At 67.1% G+C, this 22074-nt stretch carries 23 protein-coding genes; 9 read left to right on the plus strand and 14 right to left on the minus strand.

Translation table 11 applies throughout. From position 1 onward, the window contains the following. Window positions 1-228 precede the first annotated feature (228 nt). Entirely contained in the window at window positions 229-906 is a 678-nt protein-coding gene (locus tag OH705_RS02500) for a DUF1028 domain-containing protein (RefSeq protein ID WP_094011147.1), read from the plus strand. Continuing rightward, window positions 899-2059, plus strand: coding sequence for an acetylornithine deacetylase (argE, locus tag OH705_RS02505; protein ID WP_104444009.1), 1161 nt, complete (start codon window positions 899-901; stop codon window positions 2057-2059). Before OH705_RS02500 ends, argE begins: the two co-directional genes overlap by 8 nt. Window positions 2060-2110: 51 nt before the next feature. On the opposite strand, the gene OH705_RS02510 is transcribed toward argE, so the two are convergent. Continuing rightward, entirely contained in the window at window positions 2111-2548 is a 438-nt protein-coding gene (locus OH705_RS02510; protein WP_038705936.1) for a carboxymuconolactone decarboxylase family protein, read from the minus strand. A 198-nt stretch (window positions 2549-2746) separates the two neighbouring features. Between OH705_RS02510 and OH705_RS02515 the strand changes: the two genes are divergently transcribed. Together OH705_RS02515 and OH705_RS02520 are read left to right on the plus strand one after the other, a co-directional pair. Further along, window positions 2747-3205, plus strand: coding sequence for a nucleoside deaminase (locus tag OH705_RS02515; protein WP_104444008.1), 459 nt, complete (start codon window positions 2747-2749; stop codon window positions 3203-3205). Beyond that, window positions 3202-4395, plus strand: a complete 1194-nt coding sequence (locus OH705_RS02520) for a cyanate transporter (protein ID WP_110605087.1) — start codon at window positions 3202-3204, stop codon at window positions 4393-4395. The genes OH705_RS02515 and OH705_RS02520 overlap by 4 nt, the downstream gene beginning before the upstream one ends. On the opposite strand, the gene OH705_RS02525 is transcribed toward OH705_RS02520, so the two are convergent. The 7 genes from OH705_RS02525 to OH705_RS02555 form a co-directional block, all read right to left on the minus strand. Beyond that, window positions 4388-5821, minus strand: a complete 1434-nt coding sequence (locus OH705_RS02525) for a PLP-dependent aminotransferase family protein (RefSeq protein WP_267300859.1) — start codon at window positions 5819-5821, stop codon at window positions 4388-4390. The two genes, OH705_RS02520 and OH705_RS02525, sit on opposite strands and share 8 nt — an antisense overlap. Before the next feature lie 106 nt (window positions 5822-5927). Further along, window positions 5928-6266 carry a hypothetical protein gene (locus OH705_RS02530; RefSeq protein WP_046855914.1) on the minus strand — a complete coding sequence of 113 codons (339 nt, stop codon included), beginning with the start codon at window positions 6264-6266 and terminating at the stop codon, window positions 5928-5930. A 213-nt stretch (window positions 6267-6479) separates the two neighbouring features. Next, a complete protein-coding gene (gene glcF / locus OH705_RS02535) occupies window positions 6480-7718 on the minus strand; it encodes a glycolate oxidase subunit GlcF (protein WP_094011151.1) in 1239 nt (412 codons plus the stop codon). Between the two features lie 9 nt (window positions 7719-7727). Beyond that, window positions 7728-8774 (minus strand): glycolate oxidase subunit GlcE, encoded by a 1047-nt coding sequence (gene glcE / locus OH705_RS02540; RefSeq protein WP_104444005.1) that lies wholly within the window; start codon window positions 8772-8774, stop codon window positions 7728-7730. Beyond that, window positions 8774-10273 (minus strand): glycolate oxidase subunit GlcD, encoded by a 1500-nt coding sequence (gene glcD / locus OH705_RS02545; protein WP_104444004.1) that lies wholly within the window; start codon window positions 10271-10273, stop codon window positions 8774-8776. Before glcD ends, glcE begins: the two co-directional genes overlap by 1 nt. 20 nt (window positions 10274-10293) lie before the next feature. Continuing rightward, window positions 10294-11514, minus strand: a complete 1221-nt coding sequence (locus OH705_RS02550) for a M20/M25/M40 family metallo-hydrolase (RefSeq protein ID WP_267300863.1) — start codon at window positions 11512-11514, stop codon at window positions 10294-10296. A 72-nt stretch (window positions 11515-11586) separates the two neighbouring features. Next, window positions 11587-12375: an SDR family NAD(P)-dependent oxidoreductase gene (locus tag OH705_RS02555; protein ID WP_267300864.1), complete on the minus strand. Its 789-nt coding sequence runs from the start codon at window positions 12373-12375 to the stop codon at window positions 11587-11589. 103 nt (window positions 12376-12478) lie between these two features. Here OH705_RS02555 and OH705_RS02560 point away from each other — a divergent pair, with 103 nt between their 5' ends. Both OH705_RS02560 and OH705_RS02565 read left to right on the plus strand, forming a co-directional pair. Beyond that, window positions 12479-13441: a GlxA family transcriptional regulator gene (locus OH705_RS02560; RefSeq protein ID WP_267300865.1), complete on the plus strand. Its 963-nt coding sequence runs from the start codon at window positions 12479-12481 to the stop codon at window positions 13439-13441. Next, window positions 13438-14343 (plus strand): LysR family transcriptional regulator, encoded by a 906-nt coding sequence (locus OH705_RS02565; protein WP_094011155.1) that lies wholly within the window; start codon window positions 13438-13440, stop codon window positions 14341-14343. The genes OH705_RS02560 and OH705_RS02565 overlap by 4 nt, the downstream gene beginning before the upstream one ends. A gap of 51 nt (window positions 14344-14394) precedes the next feature. Here the strand turns inward: OH705_RS02565 and OH705_RS02570 are convergent, their stop codons facing one another. The 5 genes from OH705_RS02570 to OH705_RS02590 form a co-directional block, all read right to left on the minus strand. After that, complete coding sequence (locus OH705_RS02570; RefSeq protein WP_267300867.1) at window positions 14395-15405, minus strand: zinc-binding alcohol dehydrogenase family protein; 1011 nt, start codon at window positions 15403-15405, stop codon at window positions 14395-14397. A gap of 118 nt (window positions 15406-15523) precedes the next feature. Continuing rightward, window positions 15524-16174 (minus strand): TIGR04211 family SH3 domain-containing protein, encoded by a 651-nt coding sequence (locus OH705_RS02575; RefSeq protein ID WP_094011156.1) that lies wholly within the window; start codon window positions 16172-16174, stop codon window positions 15524-15526. A gap of 216 nt (window positions 16175-16390) precedes the next feature. Beyond that, a complete protein-coding gene (ppnN, locus tag OH705_RS02580; RefSeq protein ID WP_023631533.1) occupies window positions 16391-17764 on the minus strand; it encodes a nucleotide 5'-monophosphate nucleosidase PpnN in 1374 nt (457 codons plus the stop codon). Window positions 17765-17919: 155 nt separating this feature from the next. After that, window positions 17920-19119, minus strand: coding sequence for a nicotinate phosphoribosyltransferase (gene pncB, locus OH705_RS02585; RefSeq protein WP_104444000.1), 1200 nt, complete (start codon window positions 19117-19119; stop codon window positions 17920-17922). Then, a complete protein-coding gene (locus OH705_RS02590; RefSeq protein WP_023631535.1) occupies window positions 19116-19766 on the minus strand; it encodes a nicotinamidase in 651 nt (216 codons plus the stop codon). The genes pncB and OH705_RS02590 overlap by 4 nt, the downstream gene beginning before the upstream one ends. A gap of 142 nt (window positions 19767-19908) precedes the next feature. Here OH705_RS02590 and OH705_RS02595 point away from each other — a divergent pair, with 142 nt between their 5' ends. Next, entirely contained in the window at window positions 19909-20610 is a 702-nt protein-coding gene (locus OH705_RS02595; RefSeq protein WP_104443999.1) for an NUDIX hydrolase, read from the plus strand. An 88-nt stretch (window positions 20611-20698) separates the two neighbouring features. After that, a complete protein-coding gene (locus OH705_RS02600; RefSeq protein WP_104443998.1) occupies window positions 20699-21094 on the plus strand; it encodes a hypothetical protein in 396 nt (131 codons plus the stop codon). A gap of 3 nt (window positions 21095-21097) precedes the next feature. On the opposite strand, the gene OH705_RS02605 is transcribed toward OH705_RS02600, so the two are convergent. Further along, window positions 21098-21715, minus strand: a complete 618-nt coding sequence (locus OH705_RS02605) for a LysE family transporter (RefSeq protein WP_267300870.1) — start codon at window positions 21713-21715, stop codon at window positions 21098-21100. Window positions 21716-21803: 88 nt separating this feature from the next. Between OH705_RS02605 and OH705_RS02610 the strand changes: the two genes are divergently transcribed. Next, window positions 21804-22070: a Pathogenicity locus gene (locus OH705_RS02610; RefSeq protein ID WP_104443997.1), complete on the plus strand. Its 267-nt coding sequence runs from the start codon at window positions 21804-21806 to the stop codon at window positions 22068-22070. The last annotated feature ends 4 nt before the right edge of the window (window positions 22071-22074 follow it).

The following is a 22074-nucleotide window of genomic DNA, read 5'->3' on the forward strand; positions in this document are numbered from 1 at the left end:
GTTCAGGTCGGTGGGGACCGCCTTTGCCTGGGGCCAGACTAGGGATGGGGGGGCAATCGCGAAAATAGTATTTAGCTGGGGCTTGCCGATAAATTGGCGAAGGGTGGATGGGCACCGCCGCGCGCCGAGCCGCCATAGTTTTTTCCTGCCCTGTGCCGAGGAAAATGTTGGTTTCGCCGCTGCCTTGGCCCGCCGAGAATGCCGGTAACTCACCACAGGAGCTGCACCATGACCTTCTCCATCATCGGCCGCTGCCAGGAAACCGGCCAGGTCGGCATCGCCATCAGTTCATCGAGCATCGCCGTCGGCGCCCGTTGCCCGTGGGTGCGCGCCGGGGTCGGTGCCGTGGCCACGCAGAACATCACCCTGCCGGCCCTCGGCCCGCAGATCCTCGATGCCCTGGAACAAGGCCAGCTGCCGCCTGCCGCGGCGCTGGAGCGGGTGCTGAGTGCCAATGGGTGGAGCGAGTACCGCCAGGTCACGGTGATCGACAGCCACGGGCAGGTGGCGCTGTTCACCGGCAAGGAAGCGCTGGGCACGCACAACGCGGTGGCCGGTGAGCAATGCGCGGCGGCCGGCAACCTGCTGTCGTCGCAGGCGGTGATCGCGGCGATGGTTACGGCATTCGAGCAGGCCGGCGGCCATCTGGCCGACCGCCTGCTGGCGGCCATGCACGCGGCGATGGCGGCCGGGGGCGAGGCGGGGCCGGTGCATTCGGCGGCGCTGAAGATTGCCGGCGAGCTGACCTGGCCGTTGGTCGACCTGCGGGTGGACTGGACCGAGCAGGACCCGATCGCTGAACTGGACACCCTGTGGCAAGCCTATCGCCCGCAGATGCAGGACTATGTGACCCGCGCCCTGAACCCGACCGCCGCGCCCAGCTACGGAGTGCCCGGCGATGAGTGAGGCCAGCAGCCGTGCGCTGTTGGAGCGGCTGGTCGGCTTCGCCACAGTGAGCCGTGATTCCAACCTGGAGCTGATCGCCTTCATTCGCGATTATCTAGCCGGGTTTGGCGTTCACAGCGAGCTGTTCCACAACGACGAAGGCACCAAGGCCAACCTGTTCGCCACGATAGGCCCACTTGACCGAGGCGGCGTGGTGCTGTCCGGCCACACTGACGTGGTGCCGGTCGACGGCCAGGCCTGGAGCGTCGAGCCGTTTCGCCTGAGCGAGCGCGACGGGCGCCTGTATGGCCGCGGCACGGCCGACATGAAGGGCTTCATCGCCTCGGTGCTGGCGGCGGTACCCGCGTTTCTCGCCCAACCCCTGAAGATGCCGGTGCACCTGGCGTTCTCCTACGATGAGGAAGTCGGCTGCCTGGGCGTGCGTTCGATGTTGGCGGCGTTGGCGCGGCGCCCGCACAAACCGCGCCTGTGTCTGATCGGCGAGCCCACCGAGCTCAAGCCGGTGCTCGGCCACAAGGGCAAGCTGGCCATGCGCTGCGAGGTGCACGGTGCCGCCTGCCATTCGGCCTATGCCCCCTATGGCGTCAACGCCATCGAGTACGCGGCGCGGTTGATCGGCAAATTGGGCGAGATCGGTGATGAGCTGGCGCATCCCGAGCATCACGACGGGCGCTTCGACCCACCGTTCTCCACGGTGCAGACCGGGGTGATCAAGGGCGGGAGGGCGTTGAACATCGTCCCCGAGGAATGCGAATTCGATTTCGAAGTCCGCGCCTTGCCGGGCTTCGAGGCCCAGGTGGTGGCAGACCAGCTGCAGTCCTATGCCGAGGCCGAGCTGTTGCCGCGTATGCGCGCCGTCAATGCGGCCAGCGCGATTCGCTTGCGGCCGTTGAGCGCTTACCCGGGGCTGGCCACGCCTGCCGCCAGCGAGGCCGCGCAACTGGTGGCGCGGCTCAGTGGCTCGGATGACTTCGGCACAGTGGCGTTCGGCACCGAGGGCGGGTTGTTCGACCAGGCGGGGATTCCCACCGTGGTTTGCGGGCCGGGCAGCATGGAGCAGGGGCACAAGCCCGATGAGTTCGTCAGCGTCGAGCAGTTGCATGGCTGTGACGCGATGCTGCGGCGCCTGGTCGAGTACCTGGCGCAGGCATGATGGATCTCGATGCACACCCGCCCCCAGCCGGGGCGGGGACCCAGTTGACTGTTACGCCGGCACCATCGCGAAGCCCACGCCGAAGCGGTTCCAGGCATTGATGGTGGCGATGGCCAAGGTCAGGTTGGCGATTTCCTTGGCGCTGAAGTGCTCGAGCAATGCCTGGTACTCGTCTTGCGGCGCGCCGCGTTCCGGGAGGCGGGTCAGGCTCTCGACCCAGGCCAGGGCGGCACGTTCGCGTGGGGTGAAGTAGCGGGTCTCGCGCCAGACGCTCAGGGTCTGCAGGCGCGCCTCGGTTTCACCGGCCTTGCGCGCATCGTTGGCGTGCATGTTGACGCAGTAGGCGCAGCCATTGACCTGCGAGGCGCGCAGGCGGATCAGCTCCAGCAGCGAGTGTTCCAGGCCCGAGGCGACCAGCGCCTGTTCGAGGCCGATCATGGCCTTGTAGGCTTCCGGCGAGTGCTTGGCCCATTCGATACGGTCATGCATGGTGAGGCTCCAAAGATGTACAGGTGGCAAGTGGCACTACCTTAGCGCCCGGCCGTGTCGTGCCGAATAGCCAATCCCGCGCTTTGCCAGGAGGCCAATCGCGCATTTGGATGGCCACTGACAGGCATCCAATCTCTTCATTTCTGTCGGCGCATCGCAGCCGGGATAATGGCCGGGTCAATACCGGAGAACCGTTTCATGTCCGCAGATCGCTACATGCGCGAGGCCCTCGAGCTGGCCCGCGGCAATATCCAGGCCGGCGGCCGCCCGTTCGGCGCCGTGCTGGTCTACCAGGGGCAGGTGATCGCCCGCGCCGTCAACGAGATCCACAGCACCCAGGACCCGACCAGCCACGCCGAGATGCAGGCCATCCGTCAGGCTGCCCAGGTCCTTGGCCGGCCACGCCTGGAGGGCGCCGAGATCTATGCCAGCGGCCACCCGTGCCCGATGTGCCTGGCAGCCATGCACCTGTGTGGCATCGAGCGTGCCTGGTTCGCCTACGACAATGACGAAGGCGAGCCCTATGGCCTGTCCACCGCCGCGGTGTATGCGCAGATGGCCCGCCCGCCGCAGCAGCAGAGCCTGCCCCTGCGCCCGCTGAAGCCCGCGGGTGAGAGTGGCCTGTACCGTGAATGGCAGCAGGCCAGCCAAGGATGAGGGGCGCGCTGAACCTGTTGCTGGTGGTGCTGCTGGCCCTGAACCTACGACCGATCCTCACCAGCATCGGCCCTTTGCTCGAACCCATGCGCCAGGGCACCGGCCTGGGTTACCAGCAGGCGGCGTTGCTGACCGCGTTGCCGGTGCTGTGCATGGGCCTGATCCCGTTGTTGCAACCTTGGCTGCGACGCTGGCTGAGCGAGCATGGCGGCATGCTAGCGGGGCTTGCGGCTATTACCCTGGCTTGCCTGTGGCGCCTGCAGCTGGACAGCGCCTGGGCGTTGATCGCCAGCGCCGTGGTCGCCGGCTTGGGCGTTGCCGTGGTGCAGGGCATGATGCCGGGGCTGGTCAATCGCTGGTTCCCCAACCGCCTGGCGGCGAGCATGGGGCTGTATTCGGCGGCATTGATGAGCGGTGGTGGTTTGGCTGCGGTGCTCGGCCCTGGGATTGCCGCACACTTCGGCGATTGGCAGTTCGGCCTGGGCCTCTGGGCGCTGCCGGCGCTGCTGGCAATGGCTGCCTGGGTACTGCTGCGTCCGCGCCAACATACGCCCAGCCAGGCCGCCGGCAGTGGCGGGCACTGGTTCGGCAACCGCCGGGCCTGGCTGCTGGCGTTGTACTTCGGGCTGATCAATGGCGGCTATACCAGCATGGTGGCGTGGCTGCCGGCCTATCACCTGGAGCACGGCGGCACGGCGCAGGGGGGCGGCGAGCTGGTTGGCCTGATGACCATCTTCCAGGTCTGCGGTGCCCTGGGCTTGCCATTGCTGCTGCGGCGCCTGGTCGATCGCCGGCCCGGCCTGTGGCTGGCCTTGCTGATCCAGCTCGGTGGCTTCCTCGGCCTGCTGCTGGCGCCGGCCAGCGCCATGGGCCTGTGGGTGGCGATGATCGGCCTGGGCCTGGGGGCCTGTTTCAGCCTCAGTCTGACGCTGACCTTGGAGCACCTGCGCTGCCCCGGCGAAGCCGGCAGCCTGGCGGCATTCGTCCAGGGCGTGGGCTTCATCGTCACCGGCATCGTGCCGTACATCACCGGCTGGCTGCGCGATGTCAGCGGCGACTTCCAGGCCTCCTGGACGTTGCTGGCCTGCACCGTGCTGGCGATGTTGCTGGTGACTGCGTGCTTCGCGCCGAAGGGCTACGCCAGGGCGATTGCCCGTTGCCGGCAGCCCGCTGAAGCGCTGGTCAACTGAGGCGCTGCAGGGTGTCGGCGACGCGGTCCAGCGCCGGGTCGATATCCAGCAGCTCGATGGCGCCGAAGCCCAGCAGCAGCCCCGGCCGCACCGGGGCCTCGCTGAAGAACGGCGCCAGGGAATAGAGGCCCACCTCCACCTTGCGCGCCAGGCTGATCAGCAATTCGACATCCACCCCCGGCTTGGCCAGCGCGCTCAGGTGAAAGCCCGCGCTGGCCGGCACCGCGTCGAACCACGGCGCCAGGTCGCCGTCAAGCCGCGCCAGGATCCGCTCGCGGCGTGCGCTGTAGACCTCGTGGCAACGGCGGATGTGCTTGTTCAGGTGGCCTTCGGCGAGGAACCGCGCCAGCGCCCATTGCTGCAGGGTCGGGCTGTGCCAGTCGCTCAGGTGCTTGGCCACGCAGGCGGCCTGCAGCACGGCGGGCGGCAGCACCGCGTAGCCCAGGCGCAGTTCGGGCAGCAGGGTCTTGGAGAACGTCCCGACATAGGCCACCAGGCCATGCCGGTCCATGCGTTGCAGGGCCTCGGCGGCAGGCCCCTGGTAGCGGAACTCGCAGTCGTAGTCATCCTCGATGATCAGCGCGCCAAGTTCGGCGGCCCGCGCCAGCAGCGCCTCGCGCCGTGGCGCGGCCATGGGCATGCCCAGCGGGAACTGGTGCGAGGGGGTCACGTAGATCAGCCGGGTGCCATCCTCGATCTGCTCCACGCACAATCCCTGGTCGTCCACGGGCACTGACTGCATGCGCGCGCCCAAGGCCTGGAACAACTGCCGGGCCGGCGGGTAGCCCGGGTCTTCCATGGCCACCTTGCAGCCGGGCTCGACCAGCACCCGGGCGATAAGGTCCAGCGCCTGCTGGGCGCCGTTGCACACCAGCACATCGCTGGGCGCGCACTGGATGCCGCGGGTGAAGGCGATGTGATGGGTGATGGCTTCGCGCAGTTCGGGCAGGCCCTGGGCGGAAAACTGCCGCTCGGGGTGCCGCTGGCTACGGCGCAGGGCGTAGTTCATGCAACTGCGCCATTGATCGTAGGGAAACTGCGACTTGCTCGAGGCTCCGCCGATGAAGTCATAGCGCGAAGGCGCGTCCAGCGCCCGCTGGGCCAGTACCGTGGCGCGCTGGCGCCAGCGTTCGAGCGTGTCGGCGGCGGCCAGCGGGATGTGCTCGCTGTCGCCCTGGCGCAAGGTGTGGCGTGGGCTGATGAAGGTGCCGCGGCCAACCACGCCGCTAAGCAGGTTGTCGTAGGTCAGGCGTGAATAGGCTTCGGCCACGGTCTTGCGCGAGACCCCCAGCTGTTCGGCCAGCAGGCGGGTGGGCGGCAGTTGCGTGCCGGCGGCGAGGTGGCCGCTGTCGATGCCGGCGCGCAGTTGCCGGTAGAGCTGCTCGGCAAGGCCTTTGCGGCCTTCGAGGCGGATGTGCAGTTCCATCGTGGGAAGGGTCCGAAGCGCAGGGATGTAGAAGCTTCGGGGTTTATCGGCAAAGCCGCAAGGGCCGCAGGCGCGAGCCAGGCCCGCGCCTGCAGGCAGCGGGTGTTCACAGGCGGGCGGTACTGATGGTGATGTAGCCTTTTGCGGGCAGCGCGATGCGGATCACCGTTTCGTCGTCGCAGGCCTTGCGTTTCTGCTTGATGCATACGCCATCCACCGTGGCCTCGCGCATGCGGGCGGGGATGGCGCGGCCCTTGGCGTCGAAGAAGGCCTCGCTGGCGAGCAGCTCGACGCGCTCGATCAGTTGGCGGGTGTGCTCGTCGGTGGCGCAGAAGAAGCGCACACCGGACAGGTGTGGGTTGTCATCGGGGTTGCTGACTTCATGGGCCAGCAACTGGCGCAGGGTATGGCGCAGTTCGCGGGTAGGGCGGTCGTGTGTGGGCATGGCATGGCCTCGTCTGGATGGGGTTGGCCGCGCCGGGGCGGCCGTAACGTCTCCAGGTCGGATGATGTTTCGCCGCGGATGTGGCAACAATCAAGAAGCGTCCTTGCTTTCGGTAGGAGGGTTCCGAAAATACAGGCAGGAGGTTGAACATCGCCTTGATCCGCGTCAGCTCCAGCACCTGTTGCCACGGTCTTGGATGCCCGGTCAGACAGGCTACAGCGTCGCAGTGCGCGTGGCATCGAGCGCCGCCTCGACGATCTCGACCCAGTGCCGCACCGGCGTTCGCCCGGCACTTGCAAGGTGCACCTGGCAACCGATGTTGGCCGTGGCAATGACCTGTGGGCTGCCGCTCTCCAGGGCATTGATACGCTCATCGCGCAATTGCCGCGCCAGCGTCGGCTGGGTCAGCGAGTAGGTGCCGGCCGAGCCGCAGCACAGGTGGCCATCGGGCACCGGGGTGAGGTGAAAGCCCAGGCGCGTCAGCAGGCCTTCCACCGCACCGCCGAGCTTGAGGGCGTGCTGCAGGGTGCAGGGGCAGTGGAAGGCCAGGCGCTGCTCGGCGCACAACCCCAGGTGTTCCAGCGGCTCGGCCTGCAGCACCTGTACCAGGTCCCGGGACAGCGCGCTGACCCTGGCGGCCTTGGCGGCGTAGCGCGGGTCGCCTTCGAGCAGGTGGCCATAGTCACGCACGAATGCGCCGCAGCCGCTGGCGGTCTGCACGATGGCCTCGGCGCCGGCCTCGATGGCCGGCCACCAGGCGTCGATGTTGTGTCGGGCACGCTCCAGGCCGCGTGCCTGGACATCCAGGTGATAGTCCACGGCGCCGCAGCAACCGGCCTCGGCTATCGGTTCGACACTGATGCCGAGGCGGTCGAGCAGGCGGGCGGTGGCGGCGTTGGTATTGGGTGAGAGCGCCTGCTGCACGCAACCTTCAAGCAGCAACACGCGGCGAGCGTGCCTTGCTGACGGGCGCTGGCCGGCGGCGGCGATCTGCGGCGGCAGCTTGGCCTTGAGGTTGACCGGGAGCAGGGGGCGCAGGGCAAGGCCGCTGTGCAGCAGGGCCCTGAACAGCGCCGGCCTCGGCACTACCGCACGCAAGCCACTGCGCAGCAGGCGCTGGGCCAAAGGCCGCGGCACCTGGCGGTCGACCACGGCGCGGCCGATGTCGAGCAGGTTGTGGTACTGCACGCCGGAGGGGCAGCTGGTCTCGCAATTGCGACAGCTCAGGCAACGGTCCAGATGCGTCTGGGTGCTGGCGCTGACCGGTTCGCCTTCGAGCACCTGCTTGATCAGGTAGATGCGCCCACGTGGGCCGTCCAGCTCGTCGCCGAGCAGCTGGTAGGTGGGGCAGGTGGCGGTGCAAAAGCCGCAGTGCACGCAAGACCGCAGGATGCGCTCGGCCTCGTCGGCGCGGGCCAGGTGGCGGGCGGAGTCACTCAGTCGGGTTTGCATGCCGTGGCCTCACAAGTGTGCATACAGGCGACCAGGGTTGAAGATGCCCTGGGGGTCGAGTTGGCGCTTCAGCGCCTGGTGGTAGCGCAGCGTCATCGGGTCCAGTGGCGCACTGCTGTCGTCGCCGGGCGCGTAGGCGGTGGCATGGCCGCCGGCCTCGGCCACCAGGGCGCGCAGGGTGGCCGCCGGCGCCTCGGACCTGAGCCAGCGCTGGGCGCCGCCCCAGTCGATCAGTTGCTGCCCGGGCAGCTCGAGCACGCCGCAGGTGATGGGCAGGGACAGGCGCCACAGCGTGGCCGGCGCACTGAAGAACGCCAGTCGTTGCTCGCGCAGGTCGCTCCAGTAGCGCGGGTCGACGACCTCGCCGCCCAAGCGCTCGCGGGCCGAGCGCACCGAGCCTTCGCCGCCCTCCAGGCGCAGGTGCAGCGCCTCGCCGTCGTGGCTGGCGGCGCTGATCGGCAATGGCTGCTGGCCCCATTCGGCCAACCTGGCCAGTGCCTGGCGGGCATCCATTTCCAGGCGCAGGCCCAGGCACTGGCGCGGCCTGGGCAGCACCTTCAAGGAAACCTCGGTGAGCAGGCCAAGGCAGCCGAAGCTGCCCGTCATCAGCCGCGATACGTCGTAGCCGGCGACATTCTTCATTACCTCGCCGCCAAAGCGCAGGTGCTTGCCGTGGCCGGTGATCAGTCGTGTGCCCAGGACATAGTCGCGCACCGCGCCTGCCCAGGGCCGGCGCGGCCCCGAAAGCCCGGCGGCGACCATGCCGCCCAGCGTCGCCTCGGGCCCCAGGTGCGGCGGCTCGCAAGGCAGCATCTGCCCGGCCTCGCGCAGCGTCGCCTCGATCTCCCGCAGCGGCGTGCCGGCACGGGCGGTGAGCACCAGTTCGGTGGGGTCGTAGCTGACGATACCGCGGTGCCCACGGGTGTCGACAAGCTCGCCGGCCACCGGGCGGCCGAGCATGGCCTTGCTGTTGCCGCCCTGGATGCGCAGCGCGGTGCCCTGGCGCAACGCCTGGCTGACCTGCTCCAGCAACTGCTGGCTGAGATCGGTGCCCATCAGAAGCGCTCCAGGTCGGGGAAGGGCAACTGCCCATGGTGTACATGCAGCGCGCCGAACTCGGCGCAGCGCTGCAGGGTGGGAATGTTCTTGCCCGGGTTGAGCAGGCCCCGTGGGTCGAAGGCGGCCTTGACCGCGTGGAACAGGGTGATCTCGTCGCTGTTGAACTGGGCGCACATCTGGTTGATCTTCTCCCGGCCCACGCCGTGCTCGCCGGTGATGCTGCCGCCCACCGCCACGCACAACTCGAGGATCCGGCCACCGAGGGCTTCGGCGCGTTCCAGCTCGCCGGGCAGGTTGGCGTCGAACAGGATCAGCGGGTGCATGTTGCCGTCGCCGGCATGGAAAACGTTGGCGACCCGCAGGCCGTATGTCTCGGACAGTTGGCTGATGCCAGCGAGCACTCGCGGCAGCTCGCGCCGCGGGATGGTGCCGTCCATGCAGTAGTAGTCCGGCGAAATGCGCCCCACCGCCGGGAAGGCGTTCTTGCGCCCGGCCCAGAAGCGCACGCGTTCGGCTTCGTCGCAGGCCAGGCGCACCTCGCGGGCACCGGCCTGGCGCAGCACGGCATCGACGCGGACGCAGTCGTCGTGCACATCGGCCTCGACCCCGTCCAGTTCGCACAGCAGGATCGCCGCCGCGTCCACCGGGTAGCCGGCGTGGATGAAGGCCTCGGCGGCGCGGATCGCCAGGTTGTCCATCATCTCGAGGCCTGCCGGGATGATCCCGGCGGCGATGATATCGGCCACCGCGCGCCCGGCGTGCTCGACGTTGGCGAAGCTGGCCAGCAGCACCCGCGCTACCTGTGGCCTGGGCAGCAGCTTGACGGTGACCTCGGTGACGATGCCGAGCATGCCCTCGGAGCCGGTGAACAGTGCCAGCAGGTCGAAGCCGGGGCTGTCCAGGGCATCGCTGCCGAGGGTCAGGCGCTCGCCCTCGACGGTGAGGATCTCCACTTTCAGCAGGTTGTGCACGGTCAGCCCGTACTTAAGGCAGTGCACGCCGCCGGCGTTCTCGGCGACATTGCCGCCAATCGAGCAGGCGATCTGCGAGGAGGGATCCGGCGCGTAGTACAAACCGTGGGGCGCCGCCGCCTGGGAAATCGCCAGGTTGCGCACGCCAGGCTGGACCCTGGCGAAGCGGCCCTGCGGGTTGACTTCGAGGATGCGGTTGAAGCGCGCCATCACCAGCAGGATGCCCTGGCTCAGCGGCAACGCGCCGCCCGACAGGCCGGTGCCGGCACCGCGCGCGACCACCGGCACGCCGCGCTGGTGGCAGAGCCGCAGCAGCGCCTGCACCTGCTCCAGCCGCTCGGGCAGTGCCACCAGCAGGGGCAGTGTGCGGTAGGCCGAGAGGCCGTCGCATTCATAGGGCTTGAGGTCTTCGCTGCGGTGCAGGATGTCCAGGTCGGGCAGGGCCTCGCGCAGGGCGGCCAGCAGCGCCGGCTTGTCCACGCTTGGCAACGGGCCGTCGACACGTTCGTCGTAGAGGATGTTCATGGGCGCTCCTGCGCAGTGGCCTATTGCGCCAGTTGCCTGATCATTGCCACCGTCAGGTACAGGCGTGGCGCCACGCTGGCGATCTCCATGTACTCGTCGTCGCCATGCAGGCCGGCGCCGACCACACCCAGGGTCTCCAGCACTGCGGGCTTGTCGCTGTCGGGCAAGTAGGCGTAGCCGGCGTCGGTGCCGAAGCGCATGGCGATCGGCTGCAGTTGCCGGTCGATCTTGCTGTAGAGCTGCCGCGCAGTTTGTGCAAGCTGCGTGGAGGCGTCGTTCTTCGCCAGAGGCGGACGGCCTTTTTCCATGACCAGCTCGACCTGGGTATCGGCGACCAACTGCTTCTTGATGATCCGCAAGGCATCCTCCTGTACCCGCTCGGTCTCGCTCAGGTCGGAATAACGCATGTCGGCCTCGGCGCTGGCCAGGGCAGGGATGATGTTGGCCTTCTCTCCGGCCTTGGCCAGGGTCCAGTTGACGGTGGTGCCCTTGTCCTTGTCGCCGAGGGTATTCAATTGCAGCAACTGGTGCGCCAGTTCGATCAGCGCGTTGCGCCCGGCCTCCGGCGCGGAGCCGGCGTGGGAGGCGCGGCCGTTCACCGTGAGTTTCAGGCGGTTGATGCCGTTGGTGGCGACGGTCACCGCGTCCTTGTCCGGCGGCTCGTAGGAAAAGACGAAGTCATGCTGGCGCGCCAGCTCGGCGATTAGCTGCCTGGAGCCTGCCGAGCCCATTTCCTCATCCGGGTTGAACAGCACGGTGAGGGTACGATAGCCCTTGTACTGCTGGTCCTGCAGCAGCTTCAGCGCATGCAGGATCATCGCCACGCCGCCCTTGGCATCGGCCACGCCAGGGCCATAGGCGCGCTCGCCTTCGATGCGGAACGGGCGCTTGGCCACGGTACCGGGGCCGAACACCGTGTCGTAGTGGACCATCAGCAGGAAGTCCTTGTCGCCGGTGCCCTTGAATGTGCCGACGATGTTGTCGCCCACCGACGGCGTGGCTGGTTGGGTGGTGACCTTGGCGCCGAGGGCCTCGAGGCGTTTCACCAGCTCGGCACCGACCTGTTTCAGGCCCGCCTCGGTACCGGTGCCGGTGTCTACCGAAACCAGGGACTTGAGGGTTTCCAGGTAGTGCGGCTGTTCGGCCTGGGCCTGCTGGAGCAGGTCCTGGGGTGTGGGCTCGGCGGCCTGGGCGGTGGCGCAGGTAAGGGCGAGGGCCAGAGTGCAAAGTCGCAGATGCATGGGCAGGGTCTCGTTGTCATGAACCCTTCAGCGTAGACCCTACCCGATGAATGGCCGCCCGAGCCGTGGTGTCTACAGACCGTAACGATGCGCCAGACGCTGGTTTGACAACTGCCCGGCCAAGCCCAGGCGGGCACCTTCAAAGGCTTCATAGCGCTCGAACTCATGCAGTGACGGGATCGAGATCAACCGCTGCGCATCGAAGTCCTGCAGCGCCGCCTCGACCAGATCCTGCGCCGTCATCACGATAGCTGGGTCGAGGTTTTCCACCGGCAGCCCGCCGATGGCCCAGAAGTCCGTGGCGGTGGCGCCGGGCAGCACGGCCTGGACCTGCACGCCGCTGCCGGCCAGTTCCTTGTGCAGCGACTGGCTGAAGGCGGTGACATAGGCCTTGCTCGCGCCATACACGCCATTCAGCAGTTCGGGCGCCAGGCTCACCACCGACGAGATGTTGATCACCGCGCCGCGCCCGCGGGTGATGAAACCGGGTACCGCCGCGTAGGTCAGGCGGGTGAGGGCAGTGACGTTGAGGGCGATCATCCGGCTCATCTGCTCCACGTCGCTGTCCAGCAGCGGGGTGTGGGTGCCGACTCCGGCATTGTTGACCAGCAGGTCGATGCTGGCATCCTCGCGCAGGCGCGCTTCGATGGATGCCAGGTCCCGGGCATCGGCCAGGTCCGCCGGCAGTACCTCGACGCTGCGGCCGGTCAGGGTGGTGAGGCGCTCAGCCTGCGCGTTGAGACGTTCGCGGTTGCGCGCCACCAGGATCAGGTCGTGGCCACGGCGGGCCAGCTGTTCGGCGTACACAGCACCGATGCCGGTGGATGCGCCAGTGATGAGTGCGGTGCCTTTCGAGCTCATGGTTGTGACTCCGTGGGTTGGGGTGAGGCCATGATGCTAGGCTTTGCCGTTGGCGCAAATGACGCATATAGTACGTATTCGAGACATGCTCCGGAGTGTACCCATGCATCGGGTCGGTTATCTGTTGTGCGAAGGTTTCCAGGTGATGGCGCTGGCCTCGCAGTCGGTGTTCGAGTTCGCCAACCTGCTGGCCGGGCGGCCGGTCTACGCCTTGGGCAACTTCAGTGTCGCAGGCGGCCCGCTGCGTTCGTCGCTGGGCCTGGTGCTCGACACCCAGGCGGTAGGGTCGCCTAGCCATGCCGATACCTGGCTGGTGGCGGGCACCTTGTCGCCGGTCGACTTACCGCCTGCACCCGAGTCGGTTGCGCTGGTGCGGCGACTCGGCGGCCAGGCCCGGCGCACGGCGGGTATCTGCACCGGGGCTTTCATACTGGCGCAGGCCGGCCTGCTCGACGGGCGCCGCGCCACCACCCACTGGGCCTTTGCCCGTGAGTTCCGCGAGATGTTCCCGCGCATCCAGCTGGAGGAAGACCGCATCTTCATCGCCGATGGCAACCTGTGGACCTCGGCCGGCATGACCGCGTGCATCGACATGGCCCTGGGCATGGTCGAGCAGGACCTGGGCGCCGAGATCGCCCGGGGCGTGGCTCATCGCCTGGTGATGCACCAGCGCCGTTCGGGCGGGCAATCGCAACATTCACAGCTGTTGGCCATGGCGCCACGCTCGGACCGTATCCAGGCGGCGCTGGAGCATGTGCGCGGGCACCTCGGGCAGCCCCTGACCGTCGAAACGCTGGCCGAGGTGGCACACCTGAGCCCGCGTCAGTTCAGTCGCGTGTTCAGCGCCGAGACCGGTGAATCGCCGGCCAAGGCCATCGAGCGCCTGCGCCTGGAGGCGGCGCGGCTGCTGATCGAACAGAGCCGCCACAGCCTTGATGTGGTAGCTCGCGAGACCGGTTTTCGCGATCGTCGGCATCTGCGCGAGGCGTTCCTGCGCGGCTTCGGCATCCCGCCGCAGGCCATTCGCCGCGATGCGCGGCGCCTGGACAGCGAGGTGCCGGCATGAAGAAACTCGTGCGCATGGACGACCTGCAGGTGTTCGTCAGTACCGTGGCAACCGGCAGTTTCTCCGCGGCGGCGCGCCAACTGGACATCTCGCCGGCCCTGGCCAGCGGCGCCGTGCAGCGCCTGGAACGCAGCCTGGGGTTCCGCCTGCTGGTGCGTTCGACCCGACGCCTGCGCCTGTCGGATGAAGGCCAACGCTACCTGCCCCATGCGCGCCAGGTGCTCGAGGCACTGGTGGAGGGCGAAATGGCCCTGGAGCAAGGGCGCGAAGAGATCGGTGGGGTGCTGCGCCTGTCGATGCCCTCGGACCTGGGGCGCAATGTGCTGCTGCCCTGGCTCGACGAGTTCCAGTTGCAGCACCCGGGCATCAGCCTGCAACTGCGCCTGAGCGACCAGGTGGCGGACATGGTGGGGGATCGCCTGGATGCCAGTATCCGCTACGGCCAGTTGGCCGATTCGGGCCTGGTGGCGCTGCCCTTGGCCCCGGACAACCGCCGCACGCTATGCGCCGCGCCGAGCTACATCGCCCGCCATGGCGCGCCGCGCACGCCGGAGGAACTGGCCGGGCACAACTGCCTGCGCTATGTGATGGGCGAACAGACCCACGAGCGTTGGGGGTTTCACCTGCCGGACGGGGTCAGGACGGTGAGCGTTTCGGGCGACCGCACCAGTGACGATGCAGATGTGGTCCGCCGCTGGGCGGTGGCGGGGCTGGGGATCGTCTACAAGTCGCGGCTGGATGTGCTGGCCGATGTGCGGGCCGGGCGGCTGGTGGAGCTGTTCCCATCGGAATGCGGCCAGGCGGCGCCGCTGCAACTGGTGTGCGTGCACCGTCAGGCGGTGTCGCCGGCGATCCAGCGGTTGCGGAGCTACCTGGGGGAGAAGTTTGCCGAGTTGGGTTAGCTGAGTAATCTGCAGGAGCGGCGTAGCGCCGCTGCCTGGCCCCTCGGAAATCTAGAAACCTTCCAGTACAACCTTGCCCTTTGCCTTGCCGCTTTCGATCAACTCGTGGGCGCGGCGCAGGTTGGCCGCGTTGATCGCACCGAAATGCTCGCCCAGCGTGGTCTTGATCACGCCTTCATCGACCAGCCCGGCAATTCGCTCCAGCAGTTCGTGCTGCTTGATCATGTCGGCGGTCTGGTACAGCGAACGGGTGAACATCAGCTCCCAGTGCAACGACAGCGACTTGCGCTTGAGCGGCACCACGTCGAGGCTGGCCGGGTCGTCGATCAGTGCCAGGCGGCCTTGTGGGCGCAGCACCTCGACCAACTGCGCGAAGTGGCGGTCGGTGTGGGTCAGGCTGATCACCAGGTCCACCTGGCCTATGCCCACAGCCTCCAGCTGGGGTGCCAGCGGCTGGTTGTGATCGATCACCTGGTGGGCGCCGAGTTGGCGTACCCAGGCCTGGGTTTCAGGGCGCGAGGCGGTGCCGATCACGGTGAGGTTGGTGAGTTGGCGCGCCAGCTGGGTGAGGATCGAACCCACGCCACCGCTGGCGCCGACGATCAGCAGGCTTTGCCCTTCGCCGCCGCCTTCGCGCACGCCCAGGCGGTCGAACAGCAACTCCCAGGCGGTGATCGAGGTCAGCGGCAGGGCGGCGGCGCTGGCATTGTCCAGGCTGCGCGGCTTGTGGCCGACGATGCGCTCATCGACCAGGTGCAGTTCGCTGTAGCTGCCAGGGCGGTTGATGGCACCGGCATAGAAGACCTCGTCGCCGGGCTGGAACAGCGTCACCTGTTCACCGATGGCGCGCACCACGCCGACCGCGTCCCAGCCCAGCACCTTGGGTTGATCGGTGCTGCCGCTGCCGGCGCGGACCTTGGTGTCGACCGGGTTGACTGCTATGGCGCGGACTTCCACCAGCAGATCGCGTGGGCCGGGTACAGGCGCGGGCAGGTCGCTGTCGTAGAGCGAGGCCGGATCGGTCAGTGGCAGGCCGTGTTGGGTGAAAACGATGGCTTTCATGGCATCAGGGTCCCTGAGTGGTAGGTAGGGCAACCTTAGCCTGCAAGATTTATCGCAAAAACATCGCAATCACGGGAACAGTTTCAGCATTTTCTTGAAAATGTAGCGGCCATGCTGGTCAGAACCAGCGATCGTTGCGTTTGCGCCCACGGGTCAGCGCCGGCAGGATCAGCCCCGCCAGCAGCCCGGCGCCGGCGATGCTGCCGCCATACACCATGTAGCGCATCATCACCTGCTTGTTCTCGTCCCCCAGGCGCGCCTGGGTGTCGCGCAGGCTCGACTGGCTCTGCTCGAGCTGCTCGTTGAGTGCCTTGTTACGGGTTTCCAGCTCGTCGATCAGCGCCTTGCGCGAATCGAGGGTCTCCTGCATGCCCTGCACGCGGTTTTTCCAGCTGTCGTCGATGGTCTTGAGCTGGCCGGACAGTTCGGCCACCTGGGCGTCGAGCTGCGGCAGGCGCTCGCTCTGGCCGGGCACCGCCTGCAGGTCGCTGGTGAGGATCCATACCAGGTCGCCGCTCTGCCCGCGTACCTGGCTGTAGTTGCCCTGGCTGGTGACCAAAGTGACCTTCTGCCCGGACTTGAGCGTGCCGACGATGCGATGGCCATCGGTAGGGCCGCTGCGTACGTAAGTGTTCAGGCTGTCACTGACCCAACGCGCATCAGTGGCCGGCTCTTCGGCGTGGGCCGGGGCGGCGAGGGCGATCAGGGCGGCGATCAGGCCACCGCGCAGGGCGGTGAGGGCAGGGGAAGCGGGCTGGATGTCTGGCATGCTGGTCTTCGCTGAAACAGGACGAATGAAGGCCCGATGACTGGGCCGGCGATCCGGTCGGGTGGATTGACCGTCAGCGAAAGACCGTTTTTTTGTGGGCAGGTTCACCACCTGGCGCAGGAAATATCTGCAAAATATTGCGAAAAATCAGGAATTATTGGCTGCCATGGGCGCCAATTCCCCGGCGAAAGGGCCGCAAAGCGGCCCCCAGTGCCCTCAGGCCACTACTTCATAGCACGGCACATACGCCGCCCCGCCGGGCAACTTCATGCGGTGCTGGTCCACGAACGCCTGCAGCAGGCGCCCGAGCGGGTCGAGGATCGCTGCATCGCCGCGGATCTGGTAAGGCCCGTGCTCCTCGATCAGGCGGATGCCCTTGTCCTTGACGTTGCCGGCAACGACGCCCGAGAACGCCCGGCGCAGGTTGGCCGCCAGCTCGTGTGGCGGCAGGTCGCGGCGCAGGGCCAGGTTGGCCATGTTCTCGTGGGTCGGGTCGAACGGGCGCTGGAAGCCTTCGTCGATCTTCAGCAGCCAGTTGAAGTGGAAGGCGTCGTTGCGCTCGCGGCGGAACTGCTTGACTGCCTTGAGCCCCTCGACCATCTGCCGCGCCACTTCGGCCGGGTCGTCGATGATGATCTGGTAGTGGCGCTGCGCCGCCTCGCCGAGAGTGGCGCCGACGAAGGCATGCAACTGCAGCAGGAACGGCTCGGCGCTGCGCGGCCCGGTGAGCACCACCGGGAACGGCAGGCCCTGGTTGTCCGGGTGCATGAGGATGCCGAGCAGGTAGAGGAACTCCTCGGCGGTACCGGCGCCGCCGGGGAAGATGATGATGCCGTGGCCGACACGCACGAAGGCTTCCAGACGCTTCTCGATGTCCGGCAGGATCACCAGCTCGTTGACGATCGGGTTGGGCGCCTCGGCGGCGATGATGCCCGGCTCGGTCAGCCCCAGGTAGCGGCTGCCGTGCATGCGCTGCTTGGCATGGGCGATGGTGGCGCCCTTCATCGGCCCTTTCATCACGCCCGGGCCGCAGCCGGTGCAGACATCCAGCTTGCGCAGGCCCAGCTCGTGGCCAACCTTCTTGGTGTACTGGTATTCCTCGGTGCTGATCGAGTGACCGCCCCAGCACACCACTATCTTCGGCTCGACACCGGGGCGCAGGGTGCGGGCGTTGCGCAGCAGGTGGAAGACGTAGTCGGTGATGCCTTGCGAGCTTTCCAGGTCGATGCGCTGGCTGGCCAGTTCGCTCTCGGTGTAGACGATGTCGCGCAGGGCGCTGAACAACATCTCGCGGGTACTGGCGATCATCTCGCCATCGACGAAGGCGTCGGCCGGGGCGTTGAGCAGTTCCAGGCGCACGCCGCGGTCCTGCTGGTGGATACGTACCTCGAAGTCCTTGTAGGCCTCGAGGATGGTCTTGGCATTATCGACATGGGCGCCGGTGTTGAGGATGGCCAGGGCGCACTGGCGGAACAGGGTGTAGAGGCTGCCGGTACCGACTTCGCTCAGTTGCTGGACTTCACGTTGCGACAGCGTCTCCAGGCTGCCCTTGGGGCTGACGGAGGCGTTGATGACATTGCGTTGGGGCATCTGGTCTTTCCTGTGCGGGTAAAACATCCTTCTTTGACAACACCATACAAGCAAATGTGCGTGGCAACGAGGGCCTTGGTGAAAAACCTTGGACTGCAGTGCCTAGCCTGTGGGAGCCGGCTTGACGGCGAAAGGGCTGCATGGCAGCCCCGGGGTTATTGGACGTTGAACACATGCCGCAGGTACGCCACGAAGTTCTCGTCCCGGCACTGGGTCTTGCCCGGGCTGTCGGAAATCTTCGCCACTGGCGCGCCGTTGCAGGCGGTCATCTTGATCACGATGTTCATCGGCGTGACGCCGGGGATGTCGCAGGTCAGGTTGGTGCCGATACCGAAGCTGACGTTGATCCGCCCGTGCAGGGCGCGGTAGAGCGTGAGCATCTTCTCGAAGTCCAGCCCGTCGGAGAAAATCAGGGTCTTGCCCTGTGGGTCGATGCCCAGCCGCTCATAGTGGGCGATGGCTTTCTCGGCCCAGGCCAGCGGTTCGCCCGAGTCATGGCGCAGGCCATCGAAGAGTTTGGCGAAGTACAGGTCGAAGTCCTTCATGAACGCGTCCATGCCGATGCAGTCGGTCAGGGCGATGCCCAGCTGGCCGCGGTACTCGCGCACCCAGCACTCGAGGGCGGCGGCTTGGCTGTCCACCAGGCGCGGGCCGAGCTGCTGGTGGGCCATGAACCATTCGTGGGCCATGGTGCCGATGGGCTTGACCTGGTACTCGCGGGCCAGGTGCACGTTGCTGGTGCCGACGAAGCGCCCGGGGAAATCGCGCTTGAGGATGTGCACCACCTCTTCCTGCACCCGGTAGGAGAAACGTCGGCGGGTGCCGAAGTCGGCCAACTGCAGGCCGGCCAGCTCGTCACCGCTGGCTTCGGCCTTGAGCCAGTCGAGCTTCTGGTAGAGGCGCTCGCCGACCTGTTCGATCACCACCTCGCGGTAGCGATAGCGGTTGCGTACTTCACTGATGATCGCCAGCAGCGGGATCTCGAACAGGATCACGTGCAACCAGGGGCCGCGCAGGCGGATCGCCAGCTGCCCGGCGTCGTCCAGGCCCACCTGCACATAACGCAGGTTGAAGCGGAACAGGCTGAGGAAGCGAATGAAGTCCGGCTTGATGAACGGAATCTTTTCCAGGTAGGCCAACTGGTCGTGGGTGATCGACACATCGGCCAACTGCTCGACTTGGTAGCGGATCTCGGCGAGGTAGGGCGCCAGGTCCTCGTTGTTGCGGCAGCGGAACTCCCATTCCACCTCGGCGTTGGGGTAGTTGTGCAGCACCGCCTGCATCATGGTGATTTTGTAGAAGTCGGTGTCCAGCAGGTTCTGGATGATCCGTGGGCCGAAAACGCTGTCGCTCATGGGCGAGCCTCCTTGAGGGCGGTGAGCTGGTCGTCGAGGGCCTGTTCGTCGCCGCACAAGTGGATGCCGGCATTGGCCATGGCAGTGCGGGCAGCCTGTGCGCCCTCAGCGCTCAGTGCGCGGCAGGCCGGCAGGTACAACAACACCTCGAAACCGGCGCGGCGCAGTTGCAGGGCGGTGGTGCGCACGCAGTAGTCCAGCGCCAGGCCGCCAACGATGATCGCCTGTACCTGTTGCACCTTGAGGAACTCGATGACACCGGTGGAGCGGCGTTCCGCCAGGTCGTGGTAGCAGGCGCCGTAGGGGTGCAGGTCGGGTTCGACGCCTTTCCAGACGAAGTAGTCGTAGTCGATGGGGGCGGGCAGGCCGGGGAGCAGTTCGAAGCCGGACGTGCCGGGGACGCAGTGGCTGACCCAGGTCAGGTCGGCGTTGGCCAGAGCCAGGGGTTGCAGCATCTGGGCGGCTTCGGCGACTACCCAGGCGGCGTTTGCCGGGTGGGCGTCCTTGCTGCCCAGGCGCAGCATGGCGCGCTGGGCCATGGTGTTGAGCGCAGGCGCGATCAGGTGGCCGCCGGGCACCGGCAACTCCTGGGGAGCGTTGGCGGTAAAGCCGTTTTGCGCGTCGACGTCGAAGCTGGCGATGATCATGGGCAGAGGTCCTCGGCTGAGATGGTCATATAATTCACCTGGTGCATTATGTGTGTCAAGGCTATTCCCAAATCGGAATTAGCCCTTGATAGATTTAATAGCCCTGGTGGAATATAAGCGGGTTACCAGAAGGAATCGTACCGTGAGCACAGCACAAGTCCTGGCCAGCGTGGATATCATCGCCCTGCGCCTGTCGCCGCACAGCCTTCGTCTGGAGGTGTTGTTGCACCGGCGTGGACGCGAGCCCTACGAAGGGCAATGGGCCCTGCCAGGTGTGATCGTCAATGGCAGCACCTCGGACAACAGTCTGGATGCCGCCGCCGCCCGTGTCCTGGCGGAAAAGGCCAAGGTGGTCCCCCGCCATCTGGAACAGGTAGGCACTGAAGGCAATGGCGTTCGCGACCCTCGGGGCTGGACCTTGAGCACCTACTACCTGGCGCTGCTCGACCCGGCGGTCGTGGTAGAAAACGCGCAGGTTGCCTTCTTTGACCTTCAACGCGTTCTGTCGCGTGAGCTGTTGCTGCCGTTCGACCATGGCCTGCTGGTCGAGCGCTCCTGTGAGCGGTTGGCGGCCAAGGCCGTGTACACCAATCTGCCGTTGTACCTGGCGCCCGAGCGGTTCACCGTGCTGGACGCCCTGGCAGCGGTGCAGGCGTGCCTGGGGCAGGTGGTCAACAACACCTCGCTGCGCAAACGCCTTGAACGCATGAAGAGCGAAGGCTGGGTGCAGGACACCGGCGAGAAGGTCCAGCCCAGGCTCGGGCGGCCGCAGCAGCTGTACCGGCATACCCCGCAGGGGGCGGGGACGTTCATGTTCGACCGCAGTCTGCTGGCGGGAGGCTGAGCTTGCGCAACAGCAACGATCGGCCGCTTGCCGGCGATGAAGTCGGACCAGGCGGCACAAGGAAAATGCAGCGGCTATCCTTGCAGCCATGACCAACCCGCTCCCCCAACGTCACCCATGCCCGCCGGGCGCCTGCGACTGCGGCCGCGAACGCCTGGCCGACGGCCCCGAGCGGCGCATCCTGCTACTCACCCGCGAGGAGGAAAAGCGCCTGGTCGAGCGCCTGGAGAACCTCAGGGATCTTGAAGACCTAAAGCGCCTGCAGTCACGCCTCTACGAGCAGCTCGGCATCCGCGTGCACATCGCCCCAGGCTTCAACGAAGTACGCACCATGCGCGGTATCGTCATCGAACTGGAGGCGCAGTTGGGCCTGTGCCGCAAGACGCGCCAAGCCATCCCCGCGGCGATTCGCCGGGGGCTCGAGCGCAACCCGCAAGTGGCTTTTCGCCTGCTCGACGCCCACGACCTGCTGCGCGACGCCTGAGCCTCAGCGCATCGCCGCCAGCTTGATGCCGAAGCCGACCAGGCAGGCGCCGGCCAGGCGTTCGAGGAGGTTGGCGATGCGCGGGCTGGCGCGCATGCGCTCGGCCAGTCGGTGGGTAAGGAACACCGCGATCAGGCCGTAGAGCAAGGTAAGCCCGGCCACGGTCAGCGCCATGAAGGCGAAGGTGACCAAGCCCTGGTGGCGCACCGGGTCGATGAACAACGGGAAGAACGCCATGTAGAACATGATCGCCTTGGGGTTGAGCAGGGTGATCATCATGGTCTGGCGCAGGTAGCGGCCGCTGGCCATGCGGCTCTCGCGCGGGGCGCCGCCGGGCTTGCTCAGCACCATGCGCAGGCCGAGCCAGGCCAGGTAGGCGGCACCGGCCCACTGCACCACGTGGAAGGCGGTGGGGTAGGTGGCCAGCAAGGTGGCCACGCCGGCCACCGCCAGCCACATCAGCACCTGGTCGCCGAGGATCACCCCGAAGGTGGCGGCCAGCCCGCCCTTGATGCCGCCCTTGCCGGTGGCGGTGATCAGGGCGAAGTTGCCGGGCCCGGGGATCGCCAGGAGGATGAGGAACGCGATCACGAAAGCGCCGTAGTCGGTCACGCCGAGCATGGGGAGTCTCCTGGGGGGGGCAGGCGGGCTTCGATATATGCCATCATTCGCCGCGTTTGCAAAGCCACGACGTTACAGGGAGGTGAAGATGGCGTTCAGTGCGGATGAGCGGGCGGTGCTGCTGGCGGTCAAGGGCGTGGGCCCGACCGTGGTGCAGCGCCTTGAGCAACTGGGGTATGGCTCGTTGGCACGGCTGGCCGAAGCCGATGCCTTGCAGATCGTCAGCGAGGCCGCCGGGCTGCTGGGCAGCAGTTGTTGGAAGAACAGCCCCCAGGCGCGAGGGGCGATACAGGCGGCGATTGCCCGGGCCAGGGAGCATGTCTCGCAGGGCGCGTGCCCCGCCAGCGGCGCATAAAAAA

This window comes from Pseudomonas sp. BJa3, assembly GCF_026343815.1.
Taxonomy (GTDB): domain Bacteria; phylum Pseudomonadota; class Gammaproteobacteria; order Pseudomonadales; family Pseudomonadaceae; genus Aquipseudomonas; species Aquipseudomonas soli.